General features: G+C 66.7%; 24 protein-coding genes, 1 tRNA gene and 1 pseudogene. 11 read left to right on the top strand and 15 right to left on the bottom strand.

Features of this window, described 5'->3' with window-relative positions:
- Positions 1-29 precede the first annotated feature (29 nt).
- The 5 genes from BLU74_RS05640 to BLU74_RS05620 all read right to left on the bottom strand — a co-directional run bounded on the left by BLU74_RS05640 (position 30) and on the right by BLU74_RS05620 (position 3,630).
- Entirely contained in the window at positions 30-1,247 is a 1,218-nt protein-coding gene (locus BLU74_RS05640) for a mechanosensitive ion channel family protein (protein WP_089766181.1), read from the bottom strand.
- A gap of 10 nt (positions 1,248-1,257) precedes the next feature.
- On the bottom strand, positions 1,258-2,118 hold the full coding sequence (locus BLU74_RS05635) for a 16S ribosomal RNA methyltransferase A (RefSeq protein WP_089766179.1): 861 nt from the start codon (positions 2,116-2,118) through the stop codon (positions 1,258-1,260).
- Between the two features lie 93 nt (positions 2,119-2,211).
- Positions 2,212-2,859 (bottom strand): DUF655 domain-containing protein, encoded by a 648-nt coding sequence (locus BLU74_RS05630; RefSeq protein ID WP_089766176.1) that lies wholly within the window; start codon positions 2,857-2,859, stop codon positions 2,212-2,214.
- A 114-nt stretch (positions 2,860-2,973) separates the two neighbouring features.
- The gene (locus BLU74_RS05625; RefSeq protein ID WP_089766174.1) at positions 2,974-3,330 is read right to left on the bottom strand and encodes an RNA polymerase Rpb4 family protein; all 357 of its coding nucleotides are present in this window, start codon (positions 3,328-3,330) and stop codon (positions 2,974-2,976) included.
- A gap of 9 nt (positions 3,331-3,339) precedes the next feature.
- A complete protein-coding gene (locus BLU74_RS05620; protein WP_089766172.1) occupies positions 3,340-3,630 on the bottom strand; it encodes a 50S ribosomal protein L21e in 291 nt (96 codons plus the stop codon).
- A gap of 131 nt (positions 3,631-3,761) precedes the next feature.
- On the opposite strand from BLU74_RS05620, the gene BLU74_RS05615 reads away from it, so the two are divergent.
- Positions 3,762-4,028: a glycine zipper domain-containing protein gene (locus tag BLU74_RS05615; RefSeq protein WP_089766169.1), complete on the top strand. Its 267-nt coding sequence runs from the start codon at positions 3,762-3,764 to the stop codon at positions 4,026-4,028.
- 102 nt (positions 4,029-4,130) lie between these two features.
- On the opposite strand, the gene BLU74_RS05610 is transcribed toward BLU74_RS05615, so the two are convergent.
- From BLU74_RS05610 to BLU74_RS05600, 3 genes are read right to left on the bottom strand one after another with little or no spacing between them, the layout of a single operon-like run.
- Positions 4,131-4,397 carry an elongation factor 1-beta gene (locus tag BLU74_RS05610; RefSeq protein WP_089766167.1) on the bottom strand — a complete coding sequence of 89 codons (267 nt, stop codon included), beginning with the start codon at positions 4,395-4,397 and terminating at the stop codon, positions 4,131-4,133.
- A 3-nt stretch (positions 4,398-4,400) separates the two neighbouring features.
- A complete protein-coding gene (locus BLU74_RS05605) occupies positions 4,401-4,580 on the bottom strand; it encodes an HVO_2753 family zinc finger protein (RefSeq protein WP_081927459.1) in 180 nt (59 codons plus the stop codon).
- A 45-nt stretch (positions 4,581-4,625) separates the two neighbouring features.
- Complete coding sequence (locus BLU74_RS05600) at positions 4,626-5,885, bottom strand: tripartite tricarboxylate transporter permease (protein WP_089766164.1); 1,260 nt, start codon at positions 5,883-5,885, stop codon at positions 4,626-4,628.
- Positions 5,886-6,009: 124 nt separating this feature from the next.
- On the opposite strand from BLU74_RS05600, the gene radB reads away from it, so the two are divergent.
- Positions 6,010-6,702, top strand: a complete 693-nt coding sequence (radB, locus tag BLU74_RS05595) for a DNA repair and recombination protein RadB (protein WP_342702053.1) — start codon at positions 6,010-6,012, stop codon at positions 6,700-6,702.
- A gap of 36 nt (positions 6,703-6,738) precedes the next feature.
- Here radB and BLU74_RS05590 read toward each other — a convergent pair whose 3' ends face one another.
- Positions 6,739-7,884, bottom strand: a complete 1,146-nt coding sequence (locus tag BLU74_RS05590) for a CBS domain-containing protein (protein WP_089766159.1) — start codon at positions 7,882-7,884, stop codon at positions 6,739-6,741.
- Positions 7,885-8,131: 247 nt separating this feature from the next.
- On the opposite strand from BLU74_RS05590, the gene BLU74_RS05585 reads away from it, so the two are divergent.
- Both BLU74_RS05585 and ppk1 read left to right on the top strand, forming a co-directional pair.
- Positions 8,132-8,896, top strand: a complete 765-nt coding sequence (locus BLU74_RS05585; RefSeq protein ID WP_089766157.1) for a metallophosphoesterase family protein — start codon at positions 8,132-8,134, stop codon at positions 8,894-8,896.
- 12 nt (positions 8,897-8,908) lie between these two features.
- Positions 8,909-11,431, top strand: coding sequence for a polyphosphate kinase 1 (gene ppk1, locus BLU74_RS05580; RefSeq protein WP_089766155.1), 2,523 nt, complete (start codon positions 8,909-8,911; stop codon positions 11,429-11,431).
- Between the two features lie 15 nt (positions 11,432-11,446).
- Here the strand turns inward: ppk1 and fer are convergent, their stop codons facing one another.
- On the bottom strand, positions 11,447-12,187 hold the full coding sequence (gene fer, locus BLU74_RS05575; RefSeq protein WP_089766152.1) for a ferredoxin Fer: 741 nt from the start codon (positions 12,185-12,187) through the stop codon (positions 11,447-11,449).
- A gap of 148 nt (positions 12,188-12,335) precedes the next feature.
- Between fer and BLU74_RS05570 the strand changes: the two genes are divergently transcribed.
- A complete protein-coding gene (locus BLU74_RS05570; protein ID WP_089766147.1) occupies positions 12,336-12,548 on the top strand; it encodes a hypothetical protein in 213 nt (70 codons plus the stop codon).
- Positions 12,549-12,575: 27 nt separating this feature from the next.
- On the opposite strand, the gene BLU74_RS05565 is transcribed toward BLU74_RS05570, so the two are convergent.
- Positions 12,576-13,268, bottom strand: a complete 693-nt coding sequence (locus BLU74_RS05565; protein ID WP_089766144.1) for a type 1 glutamine amidotransferase domain-containing protein — start codon at positions 13,266-13,268, stop codon at positions 12,576-12,578.
- A 431-nt stretch (positions 13,269-13,699) separates the two neighbouring features.
- Complete coding sequence (locus BLU74_RS05560) at positions 13,700-15,613, bottom strand: ABC transporter ATP-binding protein (RefSeq protein WP_089766141.1); 1,914 nt, start codon at positions 15,611-15,613, stop codon at positions 13,700-13,702.
- 316 nt (positions 15,614-15,929) lie between these two features.
- Here BLU74_RS05560 and BLU74_RS05555 point away from each other — a divergent pair, with 316 nt between their 5' ends.
- On the top strand, positions 15,930-16,244 hold the full coding sequence (locus BLU74_RS05555; RefSeq protein ID WP_089766139.1) for a DUF7526 family protein: 315 nt from the start codon (positions 15,930-15,932) through the stop codon (positions 16,242-16,244).
- Between the two features lie 93 nt (positions 16,245-16,337).
- Here BLU74_RS05555 and BLU74_RS05550 read toward each other — a convergent pair whose 3' ends face one another.
- Together BLU74_RS05550 and BLU74_RS05545 are read right to left on the bottom strand one after the other, a co-directional pair.
- The gene (locus BLU74_RS05550; RefSeq protein WP_089766136.1) at positions 16,338-18,173 is read right to left on the bottom strand and encodes a hypothetical protein; all 1,836 of its coding nucleotides are present in this window, start codon (positions 18,171-18,173) and stop codon (positions 16,338-16,340) included.
- Between the two features lie 448 nt (positions 18,174-18,621).
- Positions 18,622-18,696, bottom strand: a tRNA-Val gene (locus tag BLU74_RS05545).
- Between the two features lie 297 nt (positions 18,697-18,993).
- Here BLU74_RS05545 and trpD point away from each other — a divergent pair.
- From trpD to trpG, 4 genes are read left to right on the top strand one after another with little or no spacing between them, the layout of a single operon-like run.
- Positions 18,994-20,016: an anthranilate phosphoribosyltransferase gene (trpD, locus tag BLU74_RS05540; protein WP_089766133.1), complete on the top strand. Its 1,023-nt coding sequence runs from the start codon at positions 18,994-18,996 to the stop codon at positions 20,014-20,016.
- 3 nt (positions 20,017-20,019) lie between these two features.
- Positions 20,020-20,706 carry a phosphoribosylanthranilate isomerase gene (locus BLU74_RS05535; RefSeq protein WP_089766131.1) on the top strand — a complete coding sequence of 229 codons (687 nt, stop codon included), beginning with the start codon at positions 20,020-20,022 and terminating at the stop codon, positions 20,704-20,706.
- A gap of 44 nt (positions 20,707-20,750) precedes the next feature.
- Positions 20,751-22,436 (top strand): anthranilate synthase component I, encoded by a 1,686-nt coding sequence (gene trpE, locus BLU74_RS05530; protein WP_089766570.1) that lies wholly within the window; start codon positions 20,751-20,753, stop codon positions 22,434-22,436.
- Positions 22,433-23,095, top strand: a complete 663-nt coding sequence (trpG, locus tag BLU74_RS05525) for an anthranilate synthase component II (RefSeq protein ID WP_089766129.1) — start codon at positions 22,433-22,435, stop codon at positions 23,093-23,095. The genes trpE and trpG overlap by 4 nt, the downstream gene beginning before the upstream one ends.
- On the opposite strand, the gene BLU74_RS05520 is transcribed toward trpG, so the two are convergent.
- Entirely contained in the window at positions 23,082-23,303 is a 222-nt protein-coding gene (locus tag BLU74_RS05520) for a DUF8029 family protein (protein WP_089766128.1), read from the bottom strand. The two genes, trpG and BLU74_RS05520, sit on opposite strands and share 14 nt — an antisense overlap.
- A 101-nt stretch (positions 23,304-23,404) precedes the next feature.
- Between BLU74_RS05520 and BLU74_RS05515 the strand changes: the two are divergent.
- Positions 23,405-23,665 (top strand): annotated as a pseudogene (locus BLU74_RS05515) (IS6 family transposase); the annotation flags it as partial.

Raw genomic sequence — 23,665 nt, 5'->3', positions numbered from 1 at the left:
TTCGGCTAACGCCGACGACGAGTCGTCGGTCACGCGGATCCGTCCCCGTCGGTGCCCTCGGCACCGCTCGCCCCGCCGTCGGTTCGACTTGCCGTCGGTTCGGTCGTGCGGGCCTCGCTCGCTCCCGTGTCGTCGCCTGCGAGGACGAATCCGCCGGCCTCCTCGCGGCCGGCCAGTTCGCGCTGCGGGAAGGGAATCTTGATCCCCTCGCTTTCGAGCGCTCGTTTTACCGCCCCGATGACTGCGGTCTGCGAGCGCCACTTTCGGCGCGCGCTCGGGTTGTCGATCCAGTATCGAACGCCCAGAACGACCGAGGAGTCACCCAGTCGCTTGAGCACGACCTGTGGCGTGGGGACGTTCATCGGATCGTCGAGGCCCGAAACCGCGTCCTGTGCGACGTTTGCGGCTCGTTCGGGGTCCGAGTCGTAGTCGACTCCGACTTCGACTTCGATCCGGAGCCGCCCCTTCCGGCTTCGGTTGACCAGGCTGTTCGACGAGACGACGTCGTTCGGGATCATCACGTACTCGCCATCGAACGTCTGCACGCGGGTGTTGACGATGGTGATGTCGGTGACGATGCCCTCATACTCTTCGACCTGGATCCAGTCGCCGATCTCGAAGGGCCGTGAGAACATCAGCACGAATCCGGCCAAGAGCGCTCCGAGCGTCTGTCGAGCGGCCATCCCGACGACGATGCCGAGGAACCCCGCCCCGACGAGGATGCCGCCGATGTTCACCTGCCACAGCGACAGGACGATCATAAACGAGAGGAGATACAGCGTCACCTGTCCGACCCGGAAAGCGATCTCCCGTTCGTGCTCGCCGAGGGAGGACCGCGTCTGGGCGATCTCCTCGACCAGCTGGCGGATCAGCCCCGTCATCGTGTACGCGCCGATCAGGAACAGGATGGAGATCCCGAGTCGAACCGCCGCCTCGGGGCCCAGGTTGTCGCCGAAGACACCGAGCAGTTCCGAGGAGAGCCCCCAGACCGAGACGATCGCGACGCCGCCGGTCGCGGCAGTGATCATCGTAGCCAGCGTGACGAACAGGTGCCACACCGCCGAGGGGAACCGCTCGGGTTCGAGCGCGTGAAGCCTGTCGGTCCGCGCCAGTAGCGCCATCACCAGCAGTCCGATGGTAAAGGTGGCGGCGATCCGGCCCGGAAGCCCCGGGATCAACTGGGGGACGGTCTCAAGGGTGCTGTTCACGCCTTCAGTCGTGGTCTGTAGGGTGAGTTGCCCGGGCATCCCACTCACCTCAGCGTCCGTGCTCGTCGGCGAGTTCGGTCAGCCTGGCGAACGTCGCCGGCGCGAGCGATCCTGCGCGCTTGCGCAACAGGTCTTCGTCTACCGCGGTGACCGCGTCGATCACCGCCGCTGGATCCTCAAGTCCCGAGATGTGGGCGGTGTTCCTGATGCCGTTGCGGATCGTCTTCCGTCGCTGTGTGAACAGCGCCTTCACGAAGTCGAAGAAGAACGCCTCGTCGTCGACGTCGTAATCGGGGTCTCGGGGGCGAAGCCGGACGATCGCGCTCTCGACGGCCGGAGCGGGGTCGAACGCGTCTGGCGGGACGATCTCGACGACCTCCACGTCCGCGTAGTGCTGGGCGCTGACCGACAGGCGGCCGTAGTCGTCGCTCCCCGGCTCGGCCGCCATCCGCTCGCCGAACTCGCGCTGGAACATCAACACCAGCGGTCGGCCCGTCGGGAGGAGTCGGAACGCGATCTCCGAGGAGATCCCGTACGGGAGGTTCGAGACGCACGCCGAGAACGCGGGCAGGTCGATCGAGAGCGCGTCGCCCTCGCGGATCGTGAGGCGTCCGTCGTCGACGGCGTCGGCGAACTCCTCGCGGAGGAACGCCGCCAGCGACGGATCCCGTTCGACGACGGTGACGCGGTCGGCGGTCCGGAGCAGTCGGTCGGTGAGCGCGCCCGTCCCGCCGCCGATCTCGAGGACGTGTGAACGATCGGCGTCTGCAGGCAGGTACTCCGGGATCCGATCGAGCACGCGATCGTCGATCAGGAAGTGCTGGTCGCGATCGGGATCACCGCGGACGCCGGCGCGTCGTCGCAACGCGTCGGGGTCGCGACCGGTGGCGTCAGGCGTCGATTCAGTCATTAGTGTCCTGTGCGCGCGTAGGCGGGTAAACGTCTCGGGTTCGGCTGGTCCTGTCAGCCCCCAAGCCCGGGGGCGGTTCGTCCGACGGCCCGGTTACGACTCGCGGCCGACGAACGTCTTGTACTTCAGGTCGTCGTCGCGCAGCTCCTCCATAATGCGCTCGACGAGGACCTCCCGGGGGTTGTGTAGTCCCGAGATCCGTTCTTCGAGGTCCTCGAAGCTCTCGAAGGGCCCGCGCTTGCGCTGATCGAGGATGTTGTTCCGGAGTTTCTTCCCGATCCCCGGGAGCAGGTTCAACTGGTGGAGACGGAGCGTGATGGGTTGGGCGTCGTTGTAGAAGTCGACGAATCGGTCCTCGTCGGCGTCGATGATCTCTTCGACCGCGTACTCCAGTTCCGCGTTCGCGGTGTTCGAGAGGTCCTCGTATTCGACCTGTTTGAAGCCGTCGACGACGTCTCTGGCCTCCGTGGGGCCGATCACGACCCGGTCGCCGATCGACACGTCGGCGTCTTCGGTGAACGTCAGTTCGAACAGCCGGAAGTCCCGCTCTCCGAGGGCGTACGCCAGCGGCGACTTCCGGTGTCGCGGCCGGTCGTCGTCGGCACGGCCGTGCTGGAGGTAGTCCAAGACGACCGCATAGCGTCTGTCGACGGCCTCGGATTCGGTTCCCTCGCTCGTATCGGCGTCGTCCGTCGCCGCCTCGGGGGGATCGCCGTCGCTCCCGCCGTCGGTCGTAGTCATACACACACGTACGCCCACGGCGTATTTAAAAAGTTGGCCGACGGGGTGGCGACGTGGTCTCGGACCGGGCCGCGATCGGCAGCCCTTGGGCGGCAGGAGACGAGTCCGGGGGCGTCAGACGTACTTCGCGACGACGTTCAGTACGTCGTCGAGTTCGTCGCCGTCGAGCGCGTAGCGCTCTTGGGCGTAGACGGCGCGGAGTTCGTCGCGGCTCTGTGGGAGCAGGTCCGCGATCTTGATGGCCGTCACGGGGTCGACCTTCTCCAGTTCGAGAAGTTCTTCGACGAGGTCGCGGGACTCCTCGGGATCGAGATGGGCGAACCGATTGACGTGTTCGATGGCTCGCGCGAGCTCGTAGCGGAGTTCCCGCTCCTCGTCGGCGGCGCGCTCGGCTTCGACGTCCTCGAGGAGGGATTTGACCTCCGAGACGGTCAGATACTCCTCGTCGACCTTCTCTTTGAAGATGGTCATCGCGGACGGTTATTCCTGTGCGCGCAGGTGAGCGGGGTGAGCGATGATCGTCTTCTCTTTGCCGCCATCGACGATCCGGACCTTGAACGCGCGGCCCTGTTTGCCGATGACCTCGCCGGTGTGCCCGTTGAACCGGGGGTGGAAGCGGCCGTCCTGGGCGCTCGGGTCGATCTTCAGATGGACCTTCTGTCCCTCGTCGTACTCGGCGATCGAGCGCTGCGGTGGCGACGTGCCCCGGTTACGTGGCTTGTTCGAGAGCTTTCCTCGCGTCCCGTGAAGTGGACCATTGGAACTCGGCATAGTCGTTGGAGTTCCATACTTGGGACGCAGTTATAAAACGCACGTTCCGTCCGTGCCAGCGCAGCGGGCACGGTGGCGGGTCGCGACCCGTCTCGGCAAAGTCTAAATCACGGGGCGTTCAACGGCCCGGTATGGCACAAGAATACGCATCCGGTGGACAACTCTCTGAGGACGTCGAGGGCGCCCTCGAAGGCGACGGGGGGTCGACCCACGACGATTCGAGCACTCGACTGGAACAGTTCGGCCTCGGCGTCGCGGCGAGCATTCTCCTAGGCGCCGTGGTCGGCGTGGCGGCCTCGTGGTCGATCGGCGGGGCGCTCCCGCTGATCATCGCGCTCGGGCTCGGTTTCATCTTCTCACCGGTCGTCGGCGTGCTCGTCCTCCGTCGGAGCGAGTAAGCGCCGCTCGAACGGGTCGTCCCGTCGGTGCTGTCGTCTGCACGCTGGTCGCTCCGCTCTCCAGCGGCAGATGAGCGTCGGGGAATCGCTTCGCCCGAAGAATCAGATACGGCCGACGTTCTCGACGGCCACGCTCTCGACGCCGTCGACCTCGGAGAAGGACTCTTCGACGGCCTCAGTCCCGCCGGCGTCGTCGGGGACGATGACGGTGGGCAGGAGCGCGACGAGTCCGAACGCGACGTCGTCACGCTCGAAGCCGTTGATCTTCGCGCCCTCGGGGAGCGACTGTTCGAGTCGCTCTTGGAGTTCGTCAAGATCGATTTCGGGGCTGTTCGGCATCACCTTGATTTTGGCTGCAACTTTTCCCATCGTTCAGGGTCCCATAAACCCGCAGTCCGGGCACTCATAGAGGTTGCTCTGTTTTCGGCACTTCGCACACCGCGAGATCTCGTGGCCACAGTCCGGACAGTTGAACGTCGCCGCGCTCATGCCGGAGATGTTGATGCCACAGGACACGCACTGTCGGGCGTGTCGCTGTTCGGACTGGCTCATACACTACTGGACCCGGCCGCGACTTTTAACGGTTGTCTTTCCCGTTCATCCCAGGATGATCGGTCCGAACAACACCCCCATCAGGTGAACGCGCCGCGCGCCGACCCGCGGCGGCACCAGCCCGAGCAGCGTCGCGAGACAGAACACGGCGCCGCCGAGGACGCCCGCGAACCCGACCGAGAGCGCGGCCAGCAGACAGAGGACAGAGACGACGAGCGGCCGGCGCGGCAATCGGCGGACCGCGCCGAGATACCACTCGCCGAGCGTCACCAGAAGCACCACGCCGACGGCTGCCGCGACGACGAGCGTCGCGAACAGCACGACCGTGTCGGCCACGGCGAGTGCGAAGTCACCATTCCCGTCAGTCAAGAGCGCCTGGGCCGCGACCGTCACGCCGCTCCGCGGAGCGCCGAGGACGACGAGCGAAGCGACCGAAAAGACCGCCGTCGCCGTATCAGCGCCGCTCGTGGCGACGACGTAGGCGCGATCGGAACCGCGGCCGGCGGGTCCGCTACCCCCGGCACCGCCGAGCGCCAGCACGGCCGCGACGCCGGCGGAGACGCCCGGCAGGTAGCCGACGAGTGCGCCGCCGCCGACACCCGAGAGTGCGGCCCTGAGCGTTTCGGACCGCGAGAGCCCGAGTCGGGTCCCGTCCTGCGGCGGAATCGCGCCCCGGACGTCCAGCGCGTCGAGGAGGATCGGCGCGCCGAACAGCCCACCGAAGAGCGGCGCGAGCATCGAGGCCGCGCCCGAGGGTGACACCGGCCCGCTCGCCGGGAGATCGAGCGTCAGGAGACCCAGGAGCGTCGCCGCGCACAGACAACACAGGCCACCGAGGCGACGACGTCGTGTCGGTTCGGCGAGGATCAAGAGCGCGGCCACGAGCGCCAGTAGCGCCGGGAGTGCCGCGAGCAGCCAGCGACGGCCGGCCCCGATCAGACCGGCGAGCGGCACCGCGACGACCACCGCGGCGACGAGCGCGATCCCGCTTCCGAGCGCGGAGAGCCGGATCGTCTCCCGGCCCCGGCCGGCGAGGACGAGCCGGTGCCCTGGCAGTGCACCCGGCGCGGTGGCGGCGTCTGGGACGCCCAGCACCAGCCCGGGAACGATCGAGAGAAACGTGTGGACCACCCCCGCTGCGAGGATTGCCGCGACGACCGCCCCCGGCGGGCCGGGCAGGTGAGTCGCGACGCCGACGGCTCCGAACGCGACGCTGTTGACGTGAAGCCCCGGAATCAGTCCGGTCACCGTCCCGGCCCCGATTCCGAGCAGCGCGTACGTCAGTGTCGTCACAGCGGCGTCCATCACCGGGGATGGTCCCGGCTTCGTATTTCAACGCTCGGCGGTCGTCAAGGGAATCCGGGTCACAGTCGGCAGTCGGCTCCGATGGACCGGGGGGTTTTTCGCCGGAGACGCCCGAGAGTGGCGCGTGACCGACGCACTCACCACGGGGTGCCGAGCGCTCGACGGTCTGCTGGGAGGGGGAGTTGAGCGCGGCACCGTCACGCAGCTCTATGGGCCGCCCGCGGCCGGGAAAACGAACGTCGCCCTGTCGGCGGCCGTCCGCGTCGCCGCCGCCGGCGAGCGCGCCGTCTACATCGACACCGAGGGCCTCTCGATCGATCGCTTCCACCAACTCGCCGCGGCCGTCGCCGAGGAGGAATCCGTCGAGGACGTCACCTCCAGGCTGATCGTCTCGGAGGCACACGATTTCGAAGAACAGGAGGAAGCCGTCCGCGACACCGAGGAGTTCGCCCCGCGTGCCGACCTGATCGTCCTCGACAGCGCGACCGGCTTCTACCGCCTCGAACGCACCGGCGACACCGACGCCGGCGACTCGCTCCGCCGGGTCGCCAGCCAGGTGACGCACCTACTCTCGCTCGCGCGGAAACACGACCTCGCGGTCATCATCACGAATCAGGTGTTCACTGATCCGGACGCAGACCGCACGCGGGCGCTTGGGGGCCACACCCTCGAACACTGGACCGGCGCGGTCGTGCGACTGGAACGGTTCCGTGGCGGCAACCGCCGAGCGACGCTCGAAAAGCACAGAGCGAAAGCGGTCGGCGAGAGCGTTACGTTCGAGATTACCGACGAGGGGATCGAGAGCACCGACCGGTAACGGGCGGCGGCCGAGCCCTCGGCGCGGGCGCTGCGATCAGAGTTCGCCGAGCTTCCGGATGAGCTGTCCGCGGTACTTCTCGTCGGCGTTGAGGCCCTTCATCTCGAGGACGTTGCGTTCGAGTTTGTCGAGCGCGACATGGAAGGCGTGCTCTGCGCCGTAGCCCTCCCCGCTGCCCGCGACCTGTCCGTGACTGGTCCGGAGGCGGATCTGACACTGGATCAGCGGCGTGCCGCGGAGCTTCTCTTTGTGCTCGTGAAAGCGCACGTGCGCGTGGAGCACCTGCATCTGCTGGTACTTGTCGACGACCGTCGTGATCGATTCGACGATCTCCTCGCGGGTGAGCGTCTCCAGCAGACTGACGTTGGTGATCTGGACGTCCATACTCTCCTCCTCGGTGAAGGTCAGCGCGCGCAGGACGTCCGTCTTCGTGACGATCCCCTGGACCAGGTCGTCGTTCTCGTCCGGGGTCACGACGAGTCCGGAGAGGTCGTTCTCGAACATCCGCCTGACGGCGACGTCGACGCTCTCGGCGGGCGTGGCGGTCACGACCGGCGACGACATCAGATCGTACACCGGCAGATCGAGCATCCGGTCGATGTCGCCGCGTCGGTCGCCGCGTCCCTGTCGGTCGTCGTCGCGGACGACGAACTCCACGAGATCGTGAGTCGTGACGATCCCCGAGAGGTTCCCGGAGTCCTCGTCAACGACTGGCAGCCGAGAGATGCCGTGTTCGCGGAGTTTGTTGATCGCCTGCCCGACGTGGGCCTTGTCCCCGATGTTGACGACATCCTCGGTGTAGATGTCCTCGACGCTGATCGCGTCCAAACTGTCCAGGACGGCCTGCAGGATCGCGTCGCTGCCGACGATACCGTAGAGCGTCTCCCCCTCGAAGACGGGGGCGATTTGCACGTCGCCTTCGACGAGCATCCGCGCCGTCTCGCGGACGTCCTCGTGACGGTCGATTCGCGGCGCGGACTTCATCACGACGGAGGCCTTCGTGTCGTCTTCCATACGAGAGCGAACGAGCTGCTTCTCGCCGATCACGCCGGTGTAGTCGCCGTCTTCGGTGACGATGATCCCGCGAGGGTTCTCCCGCTCGAAGATTGCGCGGATCTTCCCCAGTCGCTTGCCGGCATCAACTTCAACGAAATCAGGAGTGGCAATATCAGTAATATCCATAACGGAGTAGCCTCCTGCTGGACGTACGCCTCGGGCTGTCTTGAAACTTCGTCCCGTTCTCAGCCGTTCGTGACGTCCGGGGGAAGGTTCGACTGACCGGCGGTAGCGGACCCAAGCCGGCCGTCTTCGATCGGTCGTTGGTGGGTGGATCCTCTAGCCGTGGCAATATATACCGCAATATAGTCGCGGGTAGCCGGACCAAGCAATCATAGCAACCATCTATACAATCATCAGCCATTACCGCAATATGGAAATCGGAGCGACATCGGACCGAGCCGCCGGGTCGGCAGAGCCAGCGGATGGGTCGCCGGTTTCGCTCACTGAGGCGGACTTCCACCCGTCGGTCGCCGGTCACCATCGCCGGATCGACGCCGCCCTGTGGGACGACATCTACGTCGTCGGCGACGTGCACGGTTGTATCGACGAACTGCGCCGGCTGATGGACGTGCTGGACCCGAGTGCGGACGATCTGGTCGTCTTCGTGGGCGACCTGGTTCGGAAAGGCCCGGACACCGCGGCAGTCGTCGAGTACGTGCGATCGCGCGACAATCTGGTATCGGTCCGCGGCAACAACGAGCACAAACTGATCCACGACCGCAAGCAGGTGGCGAGTCTGGGACCGGCCGACGAGACCTACCTCGAATCACTCCCGGTCGCACTGTCGTGGGACGGCGCGCTCGTGGTCCACGGCGGCGTCGATCCAAGCTGTCCGCTCACTGACCAGGACGCCGAGTCGCTGCTCAACTGCCGATCGCCGGGCGGAGAGGGTTACGACGGGCCGTTCTGGTTCGAGACGTATCGCCGGCAGCCGCGCGTCTTCTTCGGACACACCGTGCTCGAAGCGCCGGTCCGGACCGAGTGGGCGGTCGGCCTCGACACGGGTTGCGTCTACGGCGGTTCGCTGACGGCGTACGACTACCGCCGAGACCGCTTCGTGAGCGTGCCCGCCACCGAAACCTACGAGGAGCGCGCCGACCGAAAGGTGCTGGCGCCGGACGACGTGAACGCCTGACCCTCGATTACGATGAGCGGAACACCTCCCGACGACACTGACGGTCGCAACGGGGCGGCGGACGCGGACGGCGTCGACAAATCCGACAAGTCGGGTGAGGAGGGCGACCACGACGGGTCGAGCAGAGCAGACGACCACGACGTCGGTGCGGGACCGAGCGTCGGCTCGGGCGTGGGGACTGTGTGTGAGCCCTCGAAAGGTGGTCCGACGCGCGTGCTCCACGGGACCGACCCCGGACCGGTTCCGGATTTCGACGGCACCGACGTCGACTTCGCGGAGCCGAAGTGGTATTTGAACCGGGAGCTGTCCGAACTCTCCTTCCAGAAGCGCGTGCTCCACGAGGCGATGGATCCCCGGAATCCCCTGCTGGAACGGACCCGGTTCCTCGGCCTGTTCACCAAGAACATCGACGAGTTCTGTATGAAGCGGATCGGTGGGCTCAAACAGCAGATGGCGGGCGAAGTATCGGATCTTACGCCTGACGGTCAGACGCCGGAAGAACAGTGGCGGCTCGCGCTCGACACCCTCGAAGAGATGTTCCGGCGGCAGGATGCGTGCTACCGTGCGGTCGTCCGGGAGCGACTCCCCGAGATTGGGATCGAGGTCGTCGAGCACGACTCTCTCTCCGAGCGGGAGCAGAAGGCGCTCCGGGCGCACTTCGAGGCGGAGATCCTCCCGACGCTGACGCCGCTGACGTTCGATCCGGCGCACCCGTTCCCGTTCATCTCGAACCTCTCGCTGTCACTCGCGGTCAGGACCAGAGGCGAGGGCGAGGAGCCGAAGTTCTCCCGGGTGAAGATCCCGGAGAATCAACCCCGTCTGCTGGAGGTGGACGCGGTCGTCGACGACCCTGGAACCTACACCGGCGAGGAGTCGGGGGCAGGTGACGTCACCACCGCTAACCCCGGAGCGACCGACAGATCGAGAGACGGCGACGCCGTTGATCGGTTCGTCTTCCTCGAAGACCTCATCGCCGCCAATCTCGATCTCCTGTTCCCGAACGTCGAGGTGCTCGACTGGTCGACGTTCCGCGTGACCCGGAACGCCGAGGTGCGACGGAACGAGGAGGTCGCAGAGGGTCTGATCGAGATGATCGAGGGCGTTCTCCGGGACCGTCGGTTCGCCACGGTCGTGCGCCTGGAACTCTCGAAAGATACGCCGGCGGCGGTCCGATCGCTCCTGATGGACCAGCTCGACCTGACCGACCGCGAGGTGTTCGAGCGTGAACCGCCGCTGAACCTCCGGCACCTCTCCAGGCTGGTCGAACTCGACCGGCCGGCGCACTCGCTGCCCTCGTGGACCCCGCAGCCCCATCCCCGGTTTGACGGCGTCGTCGACGAGGAGACCGATCGGGACGTGTTCGACGTGATTCGCGACGACGACGTGCTGGTCCACCACCCGTATCACTCGTTCGAAAAGACCGTCCAGACGCTCCTCCGGGAAGCCGCCCGCGACGACAACGTCCTCGCGATCAAGGCCGCCATCTACCGGACCTCGCGGGACTCTCGGGTGATCGAGAGTCTCATCGAGGCCGCACGGAACGGAAAGCAGGTCGCGGTGATGGTCGAACTGAAGGCGCGGTTCGACGAGGAGAACAACCTCCGCTGGGTCGAGCGACTCGAGGAGGAGGGCATCCACGTCGCTTACGGGACCATCGGGCTCAAGACTCACACCAAGACCGCTCTCGTCGTCCGCCGCGAGGATGACGGCGTCCAGCTGTACTCTCACGTCGGCACGGGCAACTACCACGCGGAGACCGCGAAGGGGTACGTCGACCTCGGCTTACTGACGAACGACCCCGACGTGGGCCACGACCTGACGAAGCTCTTCAACTTCTTCACCGGCCACTCGTTCCACGAGGAGTACCGGCGGCTCCTCGTCGCGCCGGGTACCCTCCGGACGGGGCTCCTCGAACGGATCCGGGCCGAGGCCGACCACGCGCGCGCTGGCCGCGGGGGACGGATCATTGCGAAGATGAACGCGCTCGAGGATCCCGAGATCGTCGCCGAACTGTACCGTGCGGCCCGCGCGGGCGTCGAGATCGACTTGATCGTCCGCGACATCTGTCGGCTGCGACCGGGGATCGACGGGATCACCGACACCGTGACGGTGACGAGCGTCGTGGGGCGGTTCCTGGAACACTCGCGGATCTTCTACTTCGAGAACGGCGTGGACTCGGAGAGCGGCCAGTCAGCCGGCCAGGTCGACGGTACTGGAGATCCCGAGTACTTCATCGGATCGGCCGACTGGATGACACGGAACCTCGATCGGCGCGTCGAGGCAGTCGCCCCCGTTGACGACCCTGAGATCCGCGAGGAACTCGAAATCGTGCTCGACTGCTATCTCGCGGACAACCGGAAGTCCTGGGAGATGCGACCCGACGGCAGCTACGTCCAGCGGGCGCCATCGGAGGGCGAATCGGCTCGCAGCGTCCACCGGCTGCTCGCCGAGCGCGCGAGCGCCGGGGCGGCGACCGGAGATCGGTCTCGCCTCCCGGACCTCGACGTCGAATCGCGGTTCGTGGACGGCGAGTGAGAGTCGGATGACCCTTCAGTCGTCTGCGCGCGCGTTCCCGAACTGCTCGGCGGGCAGGCGAAGTTCGGCCAGCCCTGGCAGGTGCTCGATGTTGAACACGACCTGCAGGTCGTCCGTGACGGGGTGTCCGATACAGGAGAGTCGGATGCCGCGTTCTTTCATCTCGTCGGTCAGGACCGTGCTCACGGGCATCTCCACCTCTCCGTTGACGACCGCAACGGCGCAGTTCGCACACGCACCGCCCCGGCACGCGTACGGCCACGAGAAGCCGTACCGCTCTGCGGCCTCCAGGAGGGATTCGCGGTCCTCGACGACGAGAATACCGTGGCTGTCGACGTCGAGGTCCGCGGCTTCGGCCTTCTCGAAGAGGTCCTCGTCGGTCAGTTCCCAGCCCTGCGCTTCGACGACCCCGTAGTCGAGGTACTCGACAGTCGGACCGAGCGTCTCTTCCTCTGCGTCGTCTTCGTCAGCATCGTCCGCGTCAGACCGATCAGACGGCCCGTCTCCGGCACCCCCGTCGTCGGTACGGGTGCCACCCTGGGCTGCATCGGACGAGCGCTGGCGGCCGTCGGTCTCGAAGGTCGACGGGTCGCGGCCGGCCGAGAGGTGCTCGTAGGCCCGTCGAACGCGCTTGAACTCCGCGACCGATCCGCCGTGGTCGGGATGGGCCTCTTTCACCCGTTCCCGATAGGCTCGAACGACGACGTCCGTGTCGGCGTCGGGGTCGATTCCGAGTACGTCGTACGGCGACTCCACGAAGGGGGTTAGGGAGATGACGGGAATAAGTCCTCTCCTCGATCCAGCGGGGTGGCACCGGCGTCGACGCCCGGGTGCGGCGGGGGCCGCAGAGCGTCTGCCGCCACAGATCAGTATGGTTTTTGAACCAATACACCGTATCGAACGTATGGCCGACGAGACGATGGAGACGATCGCGACGCTGTTGCGGAGCAGCATCGAATCGACCGAAGACCCAGAGATCAACTACAAACTTCGCACGGCGCTACAGTTGCTCGACGTCGTGGAGACCCGCGAGGCGCGGGCGATCGATCTACTCGCCGACGAGGAGTTCGACGACGACCTCCGAGGTCGACTCGAAGATCTCGGATATCTGGAGTAGCCTCACTCGGCGCGTTCTGGACTGCGCTCAGGCCGTTGGCTCGATCCCCAACTCCGCCAGCAGGGTCTCGGCCGCCGCCAGGGAGGAACCGGGACCGCGGGCGGTCACCAGGTCACCGTCGACGGTGACGCTCGTGTCGGCGTCGAGTTCGGCGTCCCAGTTCGCCCCGGCAGCGCGGACCTCGTCTTCGACCCAGTAGGGGAGTTTACGACCGTCGGGCATCCGGTCGTGGTCGTCGACGATGCCCGCTTCCCAGTCGTTGGGGAAGCCCGTCACGTCGCGTCCCTCGACGAGGAAGGACCCGTCCTCTGCTCTGGTGAACGCAAGAATGCCGACAGCGTGACACACCACGAGCGCCGTGCCGTCAGGCCCCGCGACCGCGTCGGCGAGGATCTCGCGAGCGTCGCTGTCCTGATTCACGTCCCACTCGGTCCCGTGCCCGCCGGGATACACGACGGCATCGTACCCGTCTGCGGACGCCGTCGCCAGCGGGATCGGATCGTTCAGACGCTCGTCGCTCTCGTCGACCGATCGGACGTGGGCGGCGGTCTCCGCCCCGACGTTCTCGGGGTCGATCGACCGCTCGTCGACGACCGGCGGATCGCCCGTCGGCGTGGCGACGGTGATGTCGAATCCGGCCTCGTCCAGTGTCTCCAGCGGTTCGATGCACTCTTCGCCCCAGTAGCCGCGCTCGCTAACGATGAACAGTGCTGATGGCACGTTCCGACCACGTGCCTGCAGACAGTAAAGTCGTCCGAGCGAACAGCCCCGAGGAACCCCGACCGTGGACGTGACGGGCTCGACTGGCGAGGCGGGACATCCGGACCGAGACGTGTGGGAAGTATGGTGGGCTTACTCGACGGCCGCCCTCGATCGGCGCTTGCCCACCATTCCGTCCTGAAAAGTGAGTTGCGGTGGTCGGAGTCACCCCGCTGACGGGTGGAGTCGTGCGCTCTCTCCGTGCAACCGCGTGAGTTCGACGGCGTAGCCCTCGCGGTTGGATCGCCGAAAGTGACCCCGGCTGGTGGGACTGCGTCTCGCTGCTGTCTATGGCCGTCCCGAGTCGCTCTGAGACGGCGGCGACCTGCACCCTCTGGCCGACCGACATTTTCCGGCCGATCTGCATCCCCAGACCGGCCCGGATTGCCGGCTCAGTCGCTCGCGTCGGCCGTCCTCGCGTCGTCGACCTGTGCGTCCCACAGGGCGGCGTACTCGCCCGAGTCAGCCACGAGTCGGTCGTGGGAGCCGGACTCGACGATCTCGCCGTCGTCGAGCACGACGACCCGATCGGCGTCACGGATGGTCGACAGCCGGTGGGCGATGACGAACGCGGTCCGGTCTTCGATCAGCCGGTCGATGCTCTCTTTGATCTCTTCTTCGGTCTCGGTGTCGACGTCGCTCGTCGCCTCGTCGAAGACGATGATCGCGGGGTCGTTGAGTAGCGCCCGCGCGATCGCGATCCGCTGGCGCTGCCCGCCGGAGAGCTTGATCCCGCGCTCGCCGATCTCCGTGTCGTATCCCTCCGGCAACCCGGAGATGAACTCGTCGGCCGCCGCGGCCTCCGCAGCTGCGACCACCCGCTCGCGCCCCGCGTCCGGGTTCCCGTCACCCCCCTCCGCGGCCAACACCTCGCTGTCACCGTAGGCGATGTTCTCGGCGACAGTCCCCGAAAAGAGGTAGGGGTTCTGTTCGACGATCGCGATCGACTCCCTGAGCGCCTCGAGGTCGTACGTCCGGACGTCGCGGCCGTCGACGGTCACCCGTCCGTCGTCGACGTCGTGGAGCCGGGGGACGAGTTTCACGAGCGTCGACTTGCCCGCGCCGGTCGCTCCGGCGAGTCCGATGGTCGCCCCGGCTGGGACGTCCAGTGACACCGACTTCAACACCGGCTCGCGGTCGTCGTAGCCGAACCACACGTCCTCGAACGCGACGTCACCGTCGATCCGGTCGGGGACGTGCGGGTCCTCGGGTTCGGTGACCGTCGGATCCTGGCCGAGAAGCCCGAACACTCGCTCGGCGCTGGACTTCGCGAGTTGGTACTTGTTCGCGGACCGGCCGATCCGGCGCATCGGGGAGTAGAGCCGCCGCAGGTAGAGGAAGAACGCCGCGAAGGCACCCGTCGAGATCAGCGCCGCCTCGCCGGGGGGCGTGGTGATGATCGCTCGCCCACCCACGAACAGGATGAGCACGAATACGACGCCCGTGAGGAGTCGGAGCGTGGCGAAGAATCCCCGGCGAATCCGGAGCGCCGCCACCTTCTCGTCGTGGTACGCTTCGCTCCGTTCGGCCACCCGGTCGCGCTCGAAGGCGTACCGGTTGAACGCCTTCACGACGGCGACGCCCCCGAGGTTGTTCTCCAGCCGCGTGTTGAGCCGGGCCACTGTCTCCCGGAGGGATTTGTACCGCGGTTCGATCCACCGGAGGAAGACCACGCTCGCCAGCCCGATGATCGGGACGGGCGCGAGGGCGATGAGCGCCAGCGTCGGCGCGTAGTACCACAGCACGGCCGCGATCCCGCCGACCGTCGCGACCACCCGAATGAGCTGGCGGAACTCGGTGTTGAGGAACTGCTCTAAGCGATTGATGTCGCTGTTGAGGATCGACATCATCCCCCCGGTCTGGTGGTTGGCGAAGAAGTCCATCGAGAGGTGCTGGAGGTGGTCGTAGGTCTCGTTCCGGAGGTCCCGCTGGATCTTCTGCGCCGAGGACTGGAGGAGGTACCGCGACCCGAAGCGAGTGACTGATCGGAGCAGGTACGCCAGCGCCGCGATCACGATCAACTGGCGGAGGAACGCGAGGCGTGCGGCCTCTCCGGTGATCGCGCCGCCGGGTAACAGCCCGGCCTCGGTCAGCAGTCCGGGGTCGGCCGATCCGAGCACCACTCGGTCGATGGTGGTCGCGACGATGACCGGCGGCACCAGCCGGGCGAACCGCGTCAGCATCGCCGCGAGCACTCCGAGCGTGATCCGCGGCCAGTACGGTCGAGCCGATCCGAGTAACCGGCGCATCGGGTGGCCGTCGACGGAGTCGCGAATGTCCGTGAATCCGCCGTCGGCGTCGCTCACTGGGCCACCACCCGGACGCCGGCAGCCCCGCGTCTCCACCGTCTGAGTCCGGCAGTCATTGTGTGTACCGCAAAAATGCGCCCGACGAACCCAAACCTGTTGTTTCGTCCGCGTCGTGAGCGGGTCGACCGCAGACGCCGGGAGAGATGTCCGTCGTCCGCAGGACTCGACGAGAACACCACTGGGGAGACGGGTGTGTCAGACGCCGACAGGGTCCGCACCTCCGCGCTCGATCCAGACGGTCAGCGTTCGATGACGAGCAGCAGCCCAAACCGGTCGTTTTAGACCGCTCCCAGCCCCACTGATCGGTACAACGATGTCCGAGACCGTTCGCGGCGAGGTGCTCCACGTCGTTACTCCCGAGGAGGCCGCCGATCACGAACTCGAACCGGCACTCGAGGAGTTGGCGGGCTCGCGGTCCATTCTCATCTGTCGCCGCGGGGGGGCCCCGTCGCTCTTTGAACTCCTGTGGGCGGTACTCCGTCGTGATCCCATCGAACCGGTGACGGTCGTCGCCGACCTGGGACACGAGAGCGTCGCGGAGGGCGACGAGATCACCGCCCAGATCGCGGAGACGGAGCTCGCCGGCGTCTACACCGCGGTCGGTCCGGTGACTGTCGAGTCGCTGTGATCCGGGCGTCAGTCGACGACCCTCGTTGTTCGCCGACGGCATCCCGCCCGCGGAGGGCACGGGACCAACAGGGCGATCCACCCCACCGCCGTCTCAGGCGGTTGCGGTGGTCTCGTTGGTCGTGGTCTCGTTGGTCGTGGTCTCGTTGGTCGTGGTCTCGTTGGTGACCGTCACACGGTCGTCGTCAGGAGGCACGATCGAGGTGTCCTGGCCGGACCTGACGGGGATCCGATCGGTCACCGCACCGTTCTCGTCGGTGATGACGATGTAGTAGATGATGTCGTCGTCGGAGTCCGTTCCGCTGTCGGAGTCCGTCCCGTCCTCGGGTGCGTCCTGACCACCGTCGGTCGTCGACTCGTCGACGGCCCCTCGGATGAACGCCCGGGTCTCGTTGTCGGTCCGGACCGCGATTGCGGCCCCGGAGTCGGCGTTCACGAACACGTTCCGGGTCACGTCGGTGAAGTCAGTGGGCGAGACCTTGATGTGCCACCAGAGATCCTCCTCGACGATCACCGGCACGGGTTCGGTGACCACGAAGTTCTGCCCCCAGTTGGTCTGTGAGTCCTCCGACCGGGCGATCCCCATCGCGCGCTCGGGTCCGGTGAGCGTCTCGCGGTCGGTACCGAAGAAGGTGTACTCGCCGGTCTCGGCGTCGGCGAACCACACCTCGTCAAGCCCTCGGCTGTCTTCGCCGTACGGTTCCATCGCGGTCACGTACGACATCCGCTCGCCCGCCAGGTCGATGATGAACGGCTGTCTGTTGTCGGCACCGGGCGGGAGTTCTGCGACCTCGATTTCACCCCGGTGGGCGCCAACTACGGGCAGTTGGTTCACGATCCCGTTGCGGTAGCCAAGCGACCCCATCTCGACTCGGGTGAGCGAGACCGGGTAGAGCCGCTGGCCGTCGACGATCTCGTTTTGTTGTGCTTCCTCGGGCGTCAGATGCTTGATCTCTCCGTCGGGGAACACCAAGGCGCCGCCCTCCCACACCGGAACCGTGTGCGGGAACGGCGTCAGCCGCCACTCGTGGCCGGTCTTCGGGTAGTACATATACGGCGTGCCGTCGTGGGTAAACTCCACGGCGTCGTCGGTGTACCGCGCGAAGTAATCGGTCTTCTTGAGCTGCCAGTCCGCCGACCGGTGGAGGAACATCCCCTCGCCGTAGGTGAACTGCGTGTCGTCGAACGTCTCGGTCCGGCGCTCGTCGATCCGGGTCATATCCGAGAGCAACACCCCGCGCTGGTTCAGGAGGAGCGTGTTCCGGAACCCGTCGGGTTCGATCGGGTAGGACCACGCCAGCGACCCGTCTTCGCGTCTGGCGATGTCGCTCGTCCCCAGCCGGTGTTGTCGGTAGGAGACCTCCCCGCGGGTAGTGATCTCAGAGACCCGACGGGGGACGACCCGCGGGTTCTCCGGGTTGGCCTCGGGGAAGTCCTCGACTTCGGTGGCCTCTGCCATCGTCTCCTGCGCCAGACTGCGCTGTTCGAGCGTCCCGCTGAGTCCGCCGACAAGGAACGAGACCGCGATCAGGATCCCAACGATCACGGCCAGGAGCCGGATTTTCGCTCCGGCAGCGCCGTCGCTCGGCCCCGACAACTCCCCCATCGGGTCGAAGTCATCGGAGAGCATCGTGGGGTCGTCGGAACCGCCCGGTCCGGAACTCTCCGGATTGAGCCGATCGGGCGGCAGGTACCAGAGGACGACCGCGGCGAGGCTCCCGCCGCCGACGACGAGGAGGCCGGTCGGCGAGTACATCGCCGAGTAGACCAGTCCGTGCCAGATCGGCCGCGTGAGGTAGCCCACAGCGAGCACCGCGATCAGAACGAGCGTTCGAAATCCAAGGTACAGGAGTGTGCCCCGATCCGGACCGGGGGCGTCGGTCGAAGGGACTTGTTCTGGACCGTCGTCAGGGTTCTGCTGGTTGCCCATCTCCTCCGTTCTTAGGACCCCCGGTACCTATAGGATGCGGAGTCGGTGGCCCCTCCGCGGGACCGGCCGCAACTGTCAGAGGAATCCCCGGTATTCGTCACGGCTCATAGACTCTGGACACGTCGACGCGGACGCCACCGTAACTGGCGGGTCAAGAATAACGGCGTCTCTGCGTGCGCCAGCGAGGCAGTTGTGCTCCATACGGACTGGTGTTGAATTCGGCTGCGTGAACGGAACCTACCGACAGACCGAGGCTTCGGTCCTCCCCAGTCACTGGAAGTCGTGTCCCGGCACGAAGGGGGTGGTGCGGATCAGGAGGGACAGCGAGTCGGAGTCCCGGGAACCGATCGACTCTCCGTGCAGCGTGTGCTGTTCAGCCGAGACACCGACTGGCGAGGCCGCTGGAACAACCGAAGGGCTCCGCGGTTCGATTCTGTGTAAAAGGGAGTGGGTTGGGGCGAATTTGAATCGCCGGCCTCCTCCATGTCAAGGAGGTGTCATAACCAGACTAGACCACCAACCCGCTTGGGCGTACATCGCGCCCGTCTGAGCGCATTCACCAGTTCCCGGGGGACACAATTGAAGGTTTCGTTTCGCAGATCGGACGCCGTCTGTCGGTTTCGCCCGTCCGAGGGTCAGTGCGGATCCGTTGCTCGTCGCAGCTCGCTGGAGAGGGTCACCCCGACTGTCGAGAATCGGTGAACGACAATCGAGGCGGGGCGACCGCCTGGTCTCTCGATCTCGATTCCGTACTCCGATAGGCTTATACTGATGAACGGATTTGTTCACTACAACACGAAGACGTACATCGGTGACCACGATGACACTCCAAGATTACATCGAACGCGCGACCGAGGGAACGGACCTGACACAGAACGAGGCACGCGAGGCGGCCAGCGCCGTCTTCGAGGACGCGACAGAGGCCCAGATCGGTGCGCTCCTGGCTGCGCTCCGCGCGAAGGGCGAGACCGAGACGGAGATCGCGGGCTTCGCACAGGGGATGCGCGACGCCGCGCGGACAATTGAACCCGACCGCGACCCGCTGGTCGACACCTGCGGGACCGGGGGCGACGACTACAGCACGATCAACGTCTCGACGACGAGTGCCATCGTCGCCGCCGGTGCGGGCGCCGCAGTCGCGAAACACGGGAACTACTCGGTCTCCTCGTCCTCGGGCAGCGCGGACGTGCTGGAGGTCGCCGGTGCGGACGTCGAAGCCGAACCGCCGGCGGTGGAGGAGGCCATCGAGCGCGACGGGATCGGCTTCATGCTCGCGCCGGTGTTCCACCCCGCGATGAAGGCCGTCATCGGCCCCCGCAAGGAACTCGGGATGCGGACGATCTTCAACGTGCTCGGCCCGCTGACCAACCCCGCCGGCGCGGACGCGCAGGTCGTCGGCGTCTACGACCCGGACCTCGTTCCCGTGCTCGCGCGGTCGCTCTCACACCTCGCGGTCGACCGCGCGCTCGTGGTCCACGGATCGGGGATGGACGAGATTGCGCTGCACGACGAGACTCGGGTGGCGGAGGTCGACGGCGACACGATCGAAGAGTACACCATCACACCCGAAGAGATCGGCGTCGACGCCGCCCCGATCGAGGCCGTCGCCGGGGGCAGTCCCGAGGAGAACGCCACGGACCTCCGCGGGATCGTGACCGGCGAGATCACCGGCCCGAAGCGGGACATCATCCTCGCAAACGCCGGCGCGGCGATCTACGTCGCCGACCTCGCCGACAGCATCGAAGACGGGGTCGCGGCGGCGGCAAACGCCATCGACGACGGCGACGCGGCGACGACGTTCGAAGCGCTCTGTGAACCACTCGACACCGCCGCGGAGCGCTGACGAATGGTCAGAGTGAAGATCTGCGGCGTGACGAACGAGACCGATCTCGGGGGTGTCGAGCGCGCCGGCGCGGACGCCGTCGGCGTCATCGCGGCCGTGCCCGTCGACACGCCCCGGGAGGTGTCGCTCGGAACGGCAACTCGCCTCCTCGACAGCGCGCCGCCGTTCCTGACGACGACGCTCGTGACGATGCCGGAGACACCGGCCGACGCGGTCGAGGTGTCCGAACGCGTCCGTCCGGACGTCCTCCAGCTCCACGGAGACTTCGCGCCCGACGTGTTCACCGAGATTCGCGAGTCCGTCCAGGCGAGCGTCGTGGCCGTCGTCGACGCCGCGGCCCCGGAGCGCGCTCGCGAGGTGGCGCCGGCGGTCGACGGGATACTCGTCGACTCCGTCGATAGCGAGGGCGCAGGCGGCACCGGCGAAACACACGACTGGACGGCGACTGCCGAGGTGGCATCGACACTCGACGCGCCCGTGATCCTGGCCGGTGGCCTGCACCCCGGAAACGTTGCCGACGCGGTCGGAACCGTTCGGCCCTTCGCCGTCGACGTCGCCAGCGGCGTCGAGGCGAGCGGCGAGGACAAGGATCCGGACGCCGTCCGCGCGTTCGTCGCGAACGCGAAGCGTGCGGGTGAGCGCGATGCCGACATCGACGGTCCGATCGAGGCAGAGGAGGTGTCCTCGTGACGACCAACGGACGCGCGTCGCCGACGGGGTCGACCGCGAGGACGCTGTCGCAGTCCCGGGAGTCCTTCGTCGAGGAGATCGGCTCAGCGACCGCCGAGGCCGACGGACCGGTCGTCGCTCACGTGACGGCTGAACTGCCGGAGACGACGCCGTTGACCGCCTACGCCGCACTCGCCGATCGGAGCGAGTACGGCTTCCTGCTCGAGAGCGCCGAGAAGACGCCGTCAAGCGACCCCGCCGGTGCGTTCGCGCCGGATCACGCCACGGCCGACCGTCACGCCCGATACTCGTTCGTCGGCTACGACCCGGACGCCGTCGTGACCGTCGATCCCGACGGCACGAGCGTCGACCGACTCGGCGGGCGCGCGGCCGAGTTCGTCGAGACCGGCGTCGGCGGCGACGAGGGGAGTGCCGACGGGACAGCGGACGACGGCCCGGATGTCCTCGACCGCCTCCGGGCGGCCTTCCCCGACCTCCCCCGCGTCGGCTTCCCCGACGACGACCGCCAGCAACTCCGTGGGGGCCTCGTCGGCTTCCTCGCGTACGAAGCCGTCTACGACCTCTGGCTCTCGGAGGTCGGCGTCGAGCGCCCGGAGAGCGACACGCCGGACGCGCAGTTCGTCCTCACGACCAAGACGCTCTCGTTCGACCACGCCGACGCGTCGGTCTCGCTGATTCTCACACCGGTCGTCACGCCCGACGACGATCCCGGGGCCGTCTACGACGACCTCGTGGCGGAGGCCGAGGCGGTCGCCGGCACGCTCGCGGATGCGGACGCCCCACAGACCGGCGGGTTCGTCCGTCACGACGAATCCGCGGGCGCGAAAGGAGCGTACGAGGCCGCGGTTCGACAGACCAAAGAACACGTTCTCGACGGCGACATCTACCAGGGCGTCATCTCGCGGGTTCGCGAACTCCGCGGCGAAGTCGATCCGCTCGGTCTCTATGCGGCACTCCGTGAGGTCAATCCCTCGCCGTATATGTACGTCCTGCGCCACGACGACCGGCACATCGTCGGTGCGAGTCCCGAAACGCTGGTCTCCGTCCAGGGCGACCGCGTGGTCTCGAACCCCATTGCGGGCACGTGTCCGCGCGGGACCAGCCCCGTCGAGGACCGGCGACTCGCCGGCGAGATGCTCGCCGACGGGAAGGAACGCGCCGAGCACACGATGCTCGTCGACCTCGCCCGTAACGACGTCCGGCGCGTCTCCGAACCCGGGAGCATCCGCGTCGAGGAGTTCATGAACGTCCTGAAATACAGTCACGTCCAGCACATCGAATCGACCGTGACCGGCACGCTCGCGGGCTCAGAGAGCCGGAACGGCGAGTACCCGGACGGCGCCGACGCGTTCGACGCCACGCGAGCCACCTTCCCCGCGGGGACGCTGACCGGCGCGCCGAAGGTCCGCGCGATGGAGATCGTCGACGACCTCGAAGCCACTCCGAGAGGCGTCTACGGCGGCGGCGTGGGCTACTACTCGTGGTCCGGCGACGCCGATTTCGCGATCGTCATCCGGACGGCGACGGTGGACAGAAGCGGCCAGGAGGACGTCATCGCCGTGCGTGCGGGTGCGGGACTCGTCGCCGACAGCGATCCGACCGCGGAGTACGAGGAGACCGAACAGAAGATGGACGGCGTCCTCACGGCCATCGAGCAGATCGAGCGCGAGGCCGTCGAGGCCGAGTCCGACGCGCCGACGAGTTCGGACGGCGAGGAGGTGGTCCGATGACGGTCCGGCTGCTCGTCCTCGACAACTTCGACTCGTTCACCTACAACCTCGTGGAGTACTTCTCCGAGCAGCGCGTCGACGGGCGGCCGGTTGAGGTGACCGTCCGCAAGAACACGGCCTCGCTCGAGGAACTCCGCGAGATCGATCCCGATGCGATCGTGATCAGCCCGGGACCGGGACACCCGAAACACGACCGCGACGTCGGCGTCACCAACGACGTGTTGACGTCGCTGTCGCAGACGATTCCGACGCTCGGCGTCTGTCTCGGACTCGAAGCCGCGGTCTACGCGTACGGGGGTGAGATCGGTCACGCGCCCGAGCCGATTCACGGCAAGGCCTTCCCCGTCGATCACGACGGTCGCGGGGTCTTCGCTGGCCTCGAACAGGGCTTTCAGGGCGGTCGATACCACTCGCTCGTAGCGACGAGCGTCCCCGACGAGTTCGAGGTGTCAGCGACGACGGCCCACGCGAGCGACGACGGCGATGCGGCAGTCGACCTGGTGATGGGCGTTCGACACCGGGAGTACCCGATCGAGGCTGTGCAGTTCCACCCCGAATCGGTCCTCACGGGCGTCGGTCACGACCTCGTGCGGAACTTCATCGAGGAGTGCGTCCTCGGGACGTCGGCGGACGGGCCAGCCGAGCCTACAGCGGACTGAGGCCGACGAACGAGAGCAGAAGGAGCACGCCGACGATCAGCGCGGCGATCGTGACGAGCCGCCACGCGATCTTCAGCGCGATCCGCCCGACGATGATGACGATCCCCACGCCCACGATGACGGCGAGCGCCTGCCCGAGCGGTTGCGAGAGCAGGCCGCCGAGTTGCAGGAGCGCGAGCCACGAGTGGATCGAGACCAGCAGAGACATATCCGGTACATTTCCGGACGGGGGAATAAGTCTGTGGGAGCCACTGGAAGTCGTGTTTAGTTAAGGATGAAGAGTGAGGCGGAGTGATTTCTTGGTGATCTATGCCAGAAATCGCCCGCCTCACCGGATGTACAGACTGGATTGATTTGGACTTTGTGGAGCGTCAGCGGACACCCGAGCGTGCGATGAAGCTCGGTATTCAGTTGCAGTTAGCGGGGCTGTCGCTCCGGAATACCGTCCCGGTTCTCGAAGAGTGGGGTGTCGAGCGCTCGCCGAAAGCGATCCACGATTGGGTGCAGAAAGCCGATCTACAGCCCACAGAGGGTCGAAGCCCGAATCACGTTGCTCTTGACGAGACTGTG

The organism is Halobellus clavatus, assembly GCF_900107195.1.
Taxonomy (GTDB): Archaea; Halobacteriota; Halobacteria; order Halobacteriales; family Haloferacaceae; genus Haloquadratum; species Haloquadratum clavatum.
Note: the sequence above shows the minus strand (reverse complement) of the source record. Positions and strands in the feature narration are given on the sequence as shown.

Excerpts from the sequence above, each read along its gene's own strand:
- BLU74_RS05640 (WP_089766181.1), bottom strand. The coding sequence starts at position 1,247 with ATGCCCGGGCAACTCACCCTACAGACCACGACTGAAGGCGTGAACAGC.
- BLU74_RS05635 (WP_089766179.1), bottom strand. The coding sequence starts at position 2,118 with ATGACTGAATCGACGCCTGACGCCACCGGTCGCGACCCCGACGCGTTG.
- BLU74_RS05630 (WP_089766176.1), bottom strand. The coding sequence starts at position 2,859 with ATGACTACGACCGACGGCGGGAGCGACGGCGATCCCCCCGAGGCGGCG.
- BLU74_RS05625 (WP_089766174.1), bottom strand. The coding sequence starts at position 3,330 with ATGACCATCTTCAAAGAGAAGGTCGACGAGGAGTATCTGACCGTCTCG.
- BLU74_RS05620 (WP_089766172.1), bottom strand. The coding sequence starts at position 3,630 with ATGCCGAGTTCCAATGGTCCACTTCACGGGACGCGAGGAAAGCTCTCG.
- BLU74_RS05615 (WP_089766169.1), top strand. The coding sequence starts at position 3,762 with ATGGCACAAGAATACGCATCCGGTGGACAACTCTCTGAGGACGTCGAG.
- BLU74_RS05610 (WP_089766167.1), bottom strand. The coding sequence starts at position 4,397 with ATGGGAAAAGTTGCAGCCAAAATCAAGGTGATGCCGAACAGCCCCGAA.
- BLU74_RS05605 (WP_081927459.1), bottom strand. The coding sequence starts at position 4,580 with ATGAGCCAGTCCGAACAGCGACACGCCCGACAGTGCGTGTCCTGTGGC.
- BLU74_RS05600 (WP_089766164.1), bottom strand. The coding sequence starts at position 5,885 with ATGGACGCCGCTGTGACGACACTGACGTACGCGCTGCTCGGAATCGGG.
- BLU74_RS05590 (WP_089766159.1), bottom strand. The coding sequence starts at position 7,884 with ATGGATATTACTGATATTGCCACTCCTGATTTCGTTGAAGTTGATGCC.
- BLU74_RS05585 (WP_089766157.1), top strand. The coding sequence starts at position 8,132 with ATGGAAATCGGAGCGACATCGGACCGAGCCGCCGGGTCGGCAGAGCCA.
- ppk1 (WP_089766155.1), top strand. The coding sequence starts at position 8,909 with ATGAGCGGAACACCTCCCGACGACACTGACGGTCGCAACGGGGCGGCG.
- BLU74_RS05570 (WP_089766147.1), top strand. The coding sequence starts at position 12,336 with ATGGCCGACGAGACGATGGAGACGATCGCGACGCTGTTGCGGAGCAGC.
- BLU74_RS05555 (WP_089766139.1), top strand. The coding sequence starts at position 15,930 with ATGTCCGAGACCGTTCGCGGCGAGGTGCTCCACGTCGTTACTCCCGAG.
- BLU74_RS05550 (WP_089766136.1), bottom strand. The coding sequence starts at position 18,173 with ATGGGCAACCAGCAGAACCCTGACGACGGTCCAGAACAAGTCCCTTCG.
- trpD (WP_089766133.1), top strand. The coding sequence starts at position 18,994 with ATGACACTCCAAGATTACATCGAACGCGCGACCGAGGGAACGGACCTG.
- BLU74_RS05535 (WP_089766131.1), top strand. The coding sequence starts at position 20,020 with ATGGTCAGAGTGAAGATCTGCGGCGTGACGAACGAGACCGATCTCGGG.
- trpG (WP_089766129.1), top strand. The coding sequence starts at position 22,433 with ATGACGGTCCGGCTGCTCGTCCTCGACAACTTCGACTCGTTCACCTAC.
- BLU74_RS05520 (WP_089766128.1), bottom strand. The coding sequence starts at position 23,303 with ATGTCTCTGCTGGTCTCGATCCACTCGTGGCTCGCGCTCCTGCAACTC.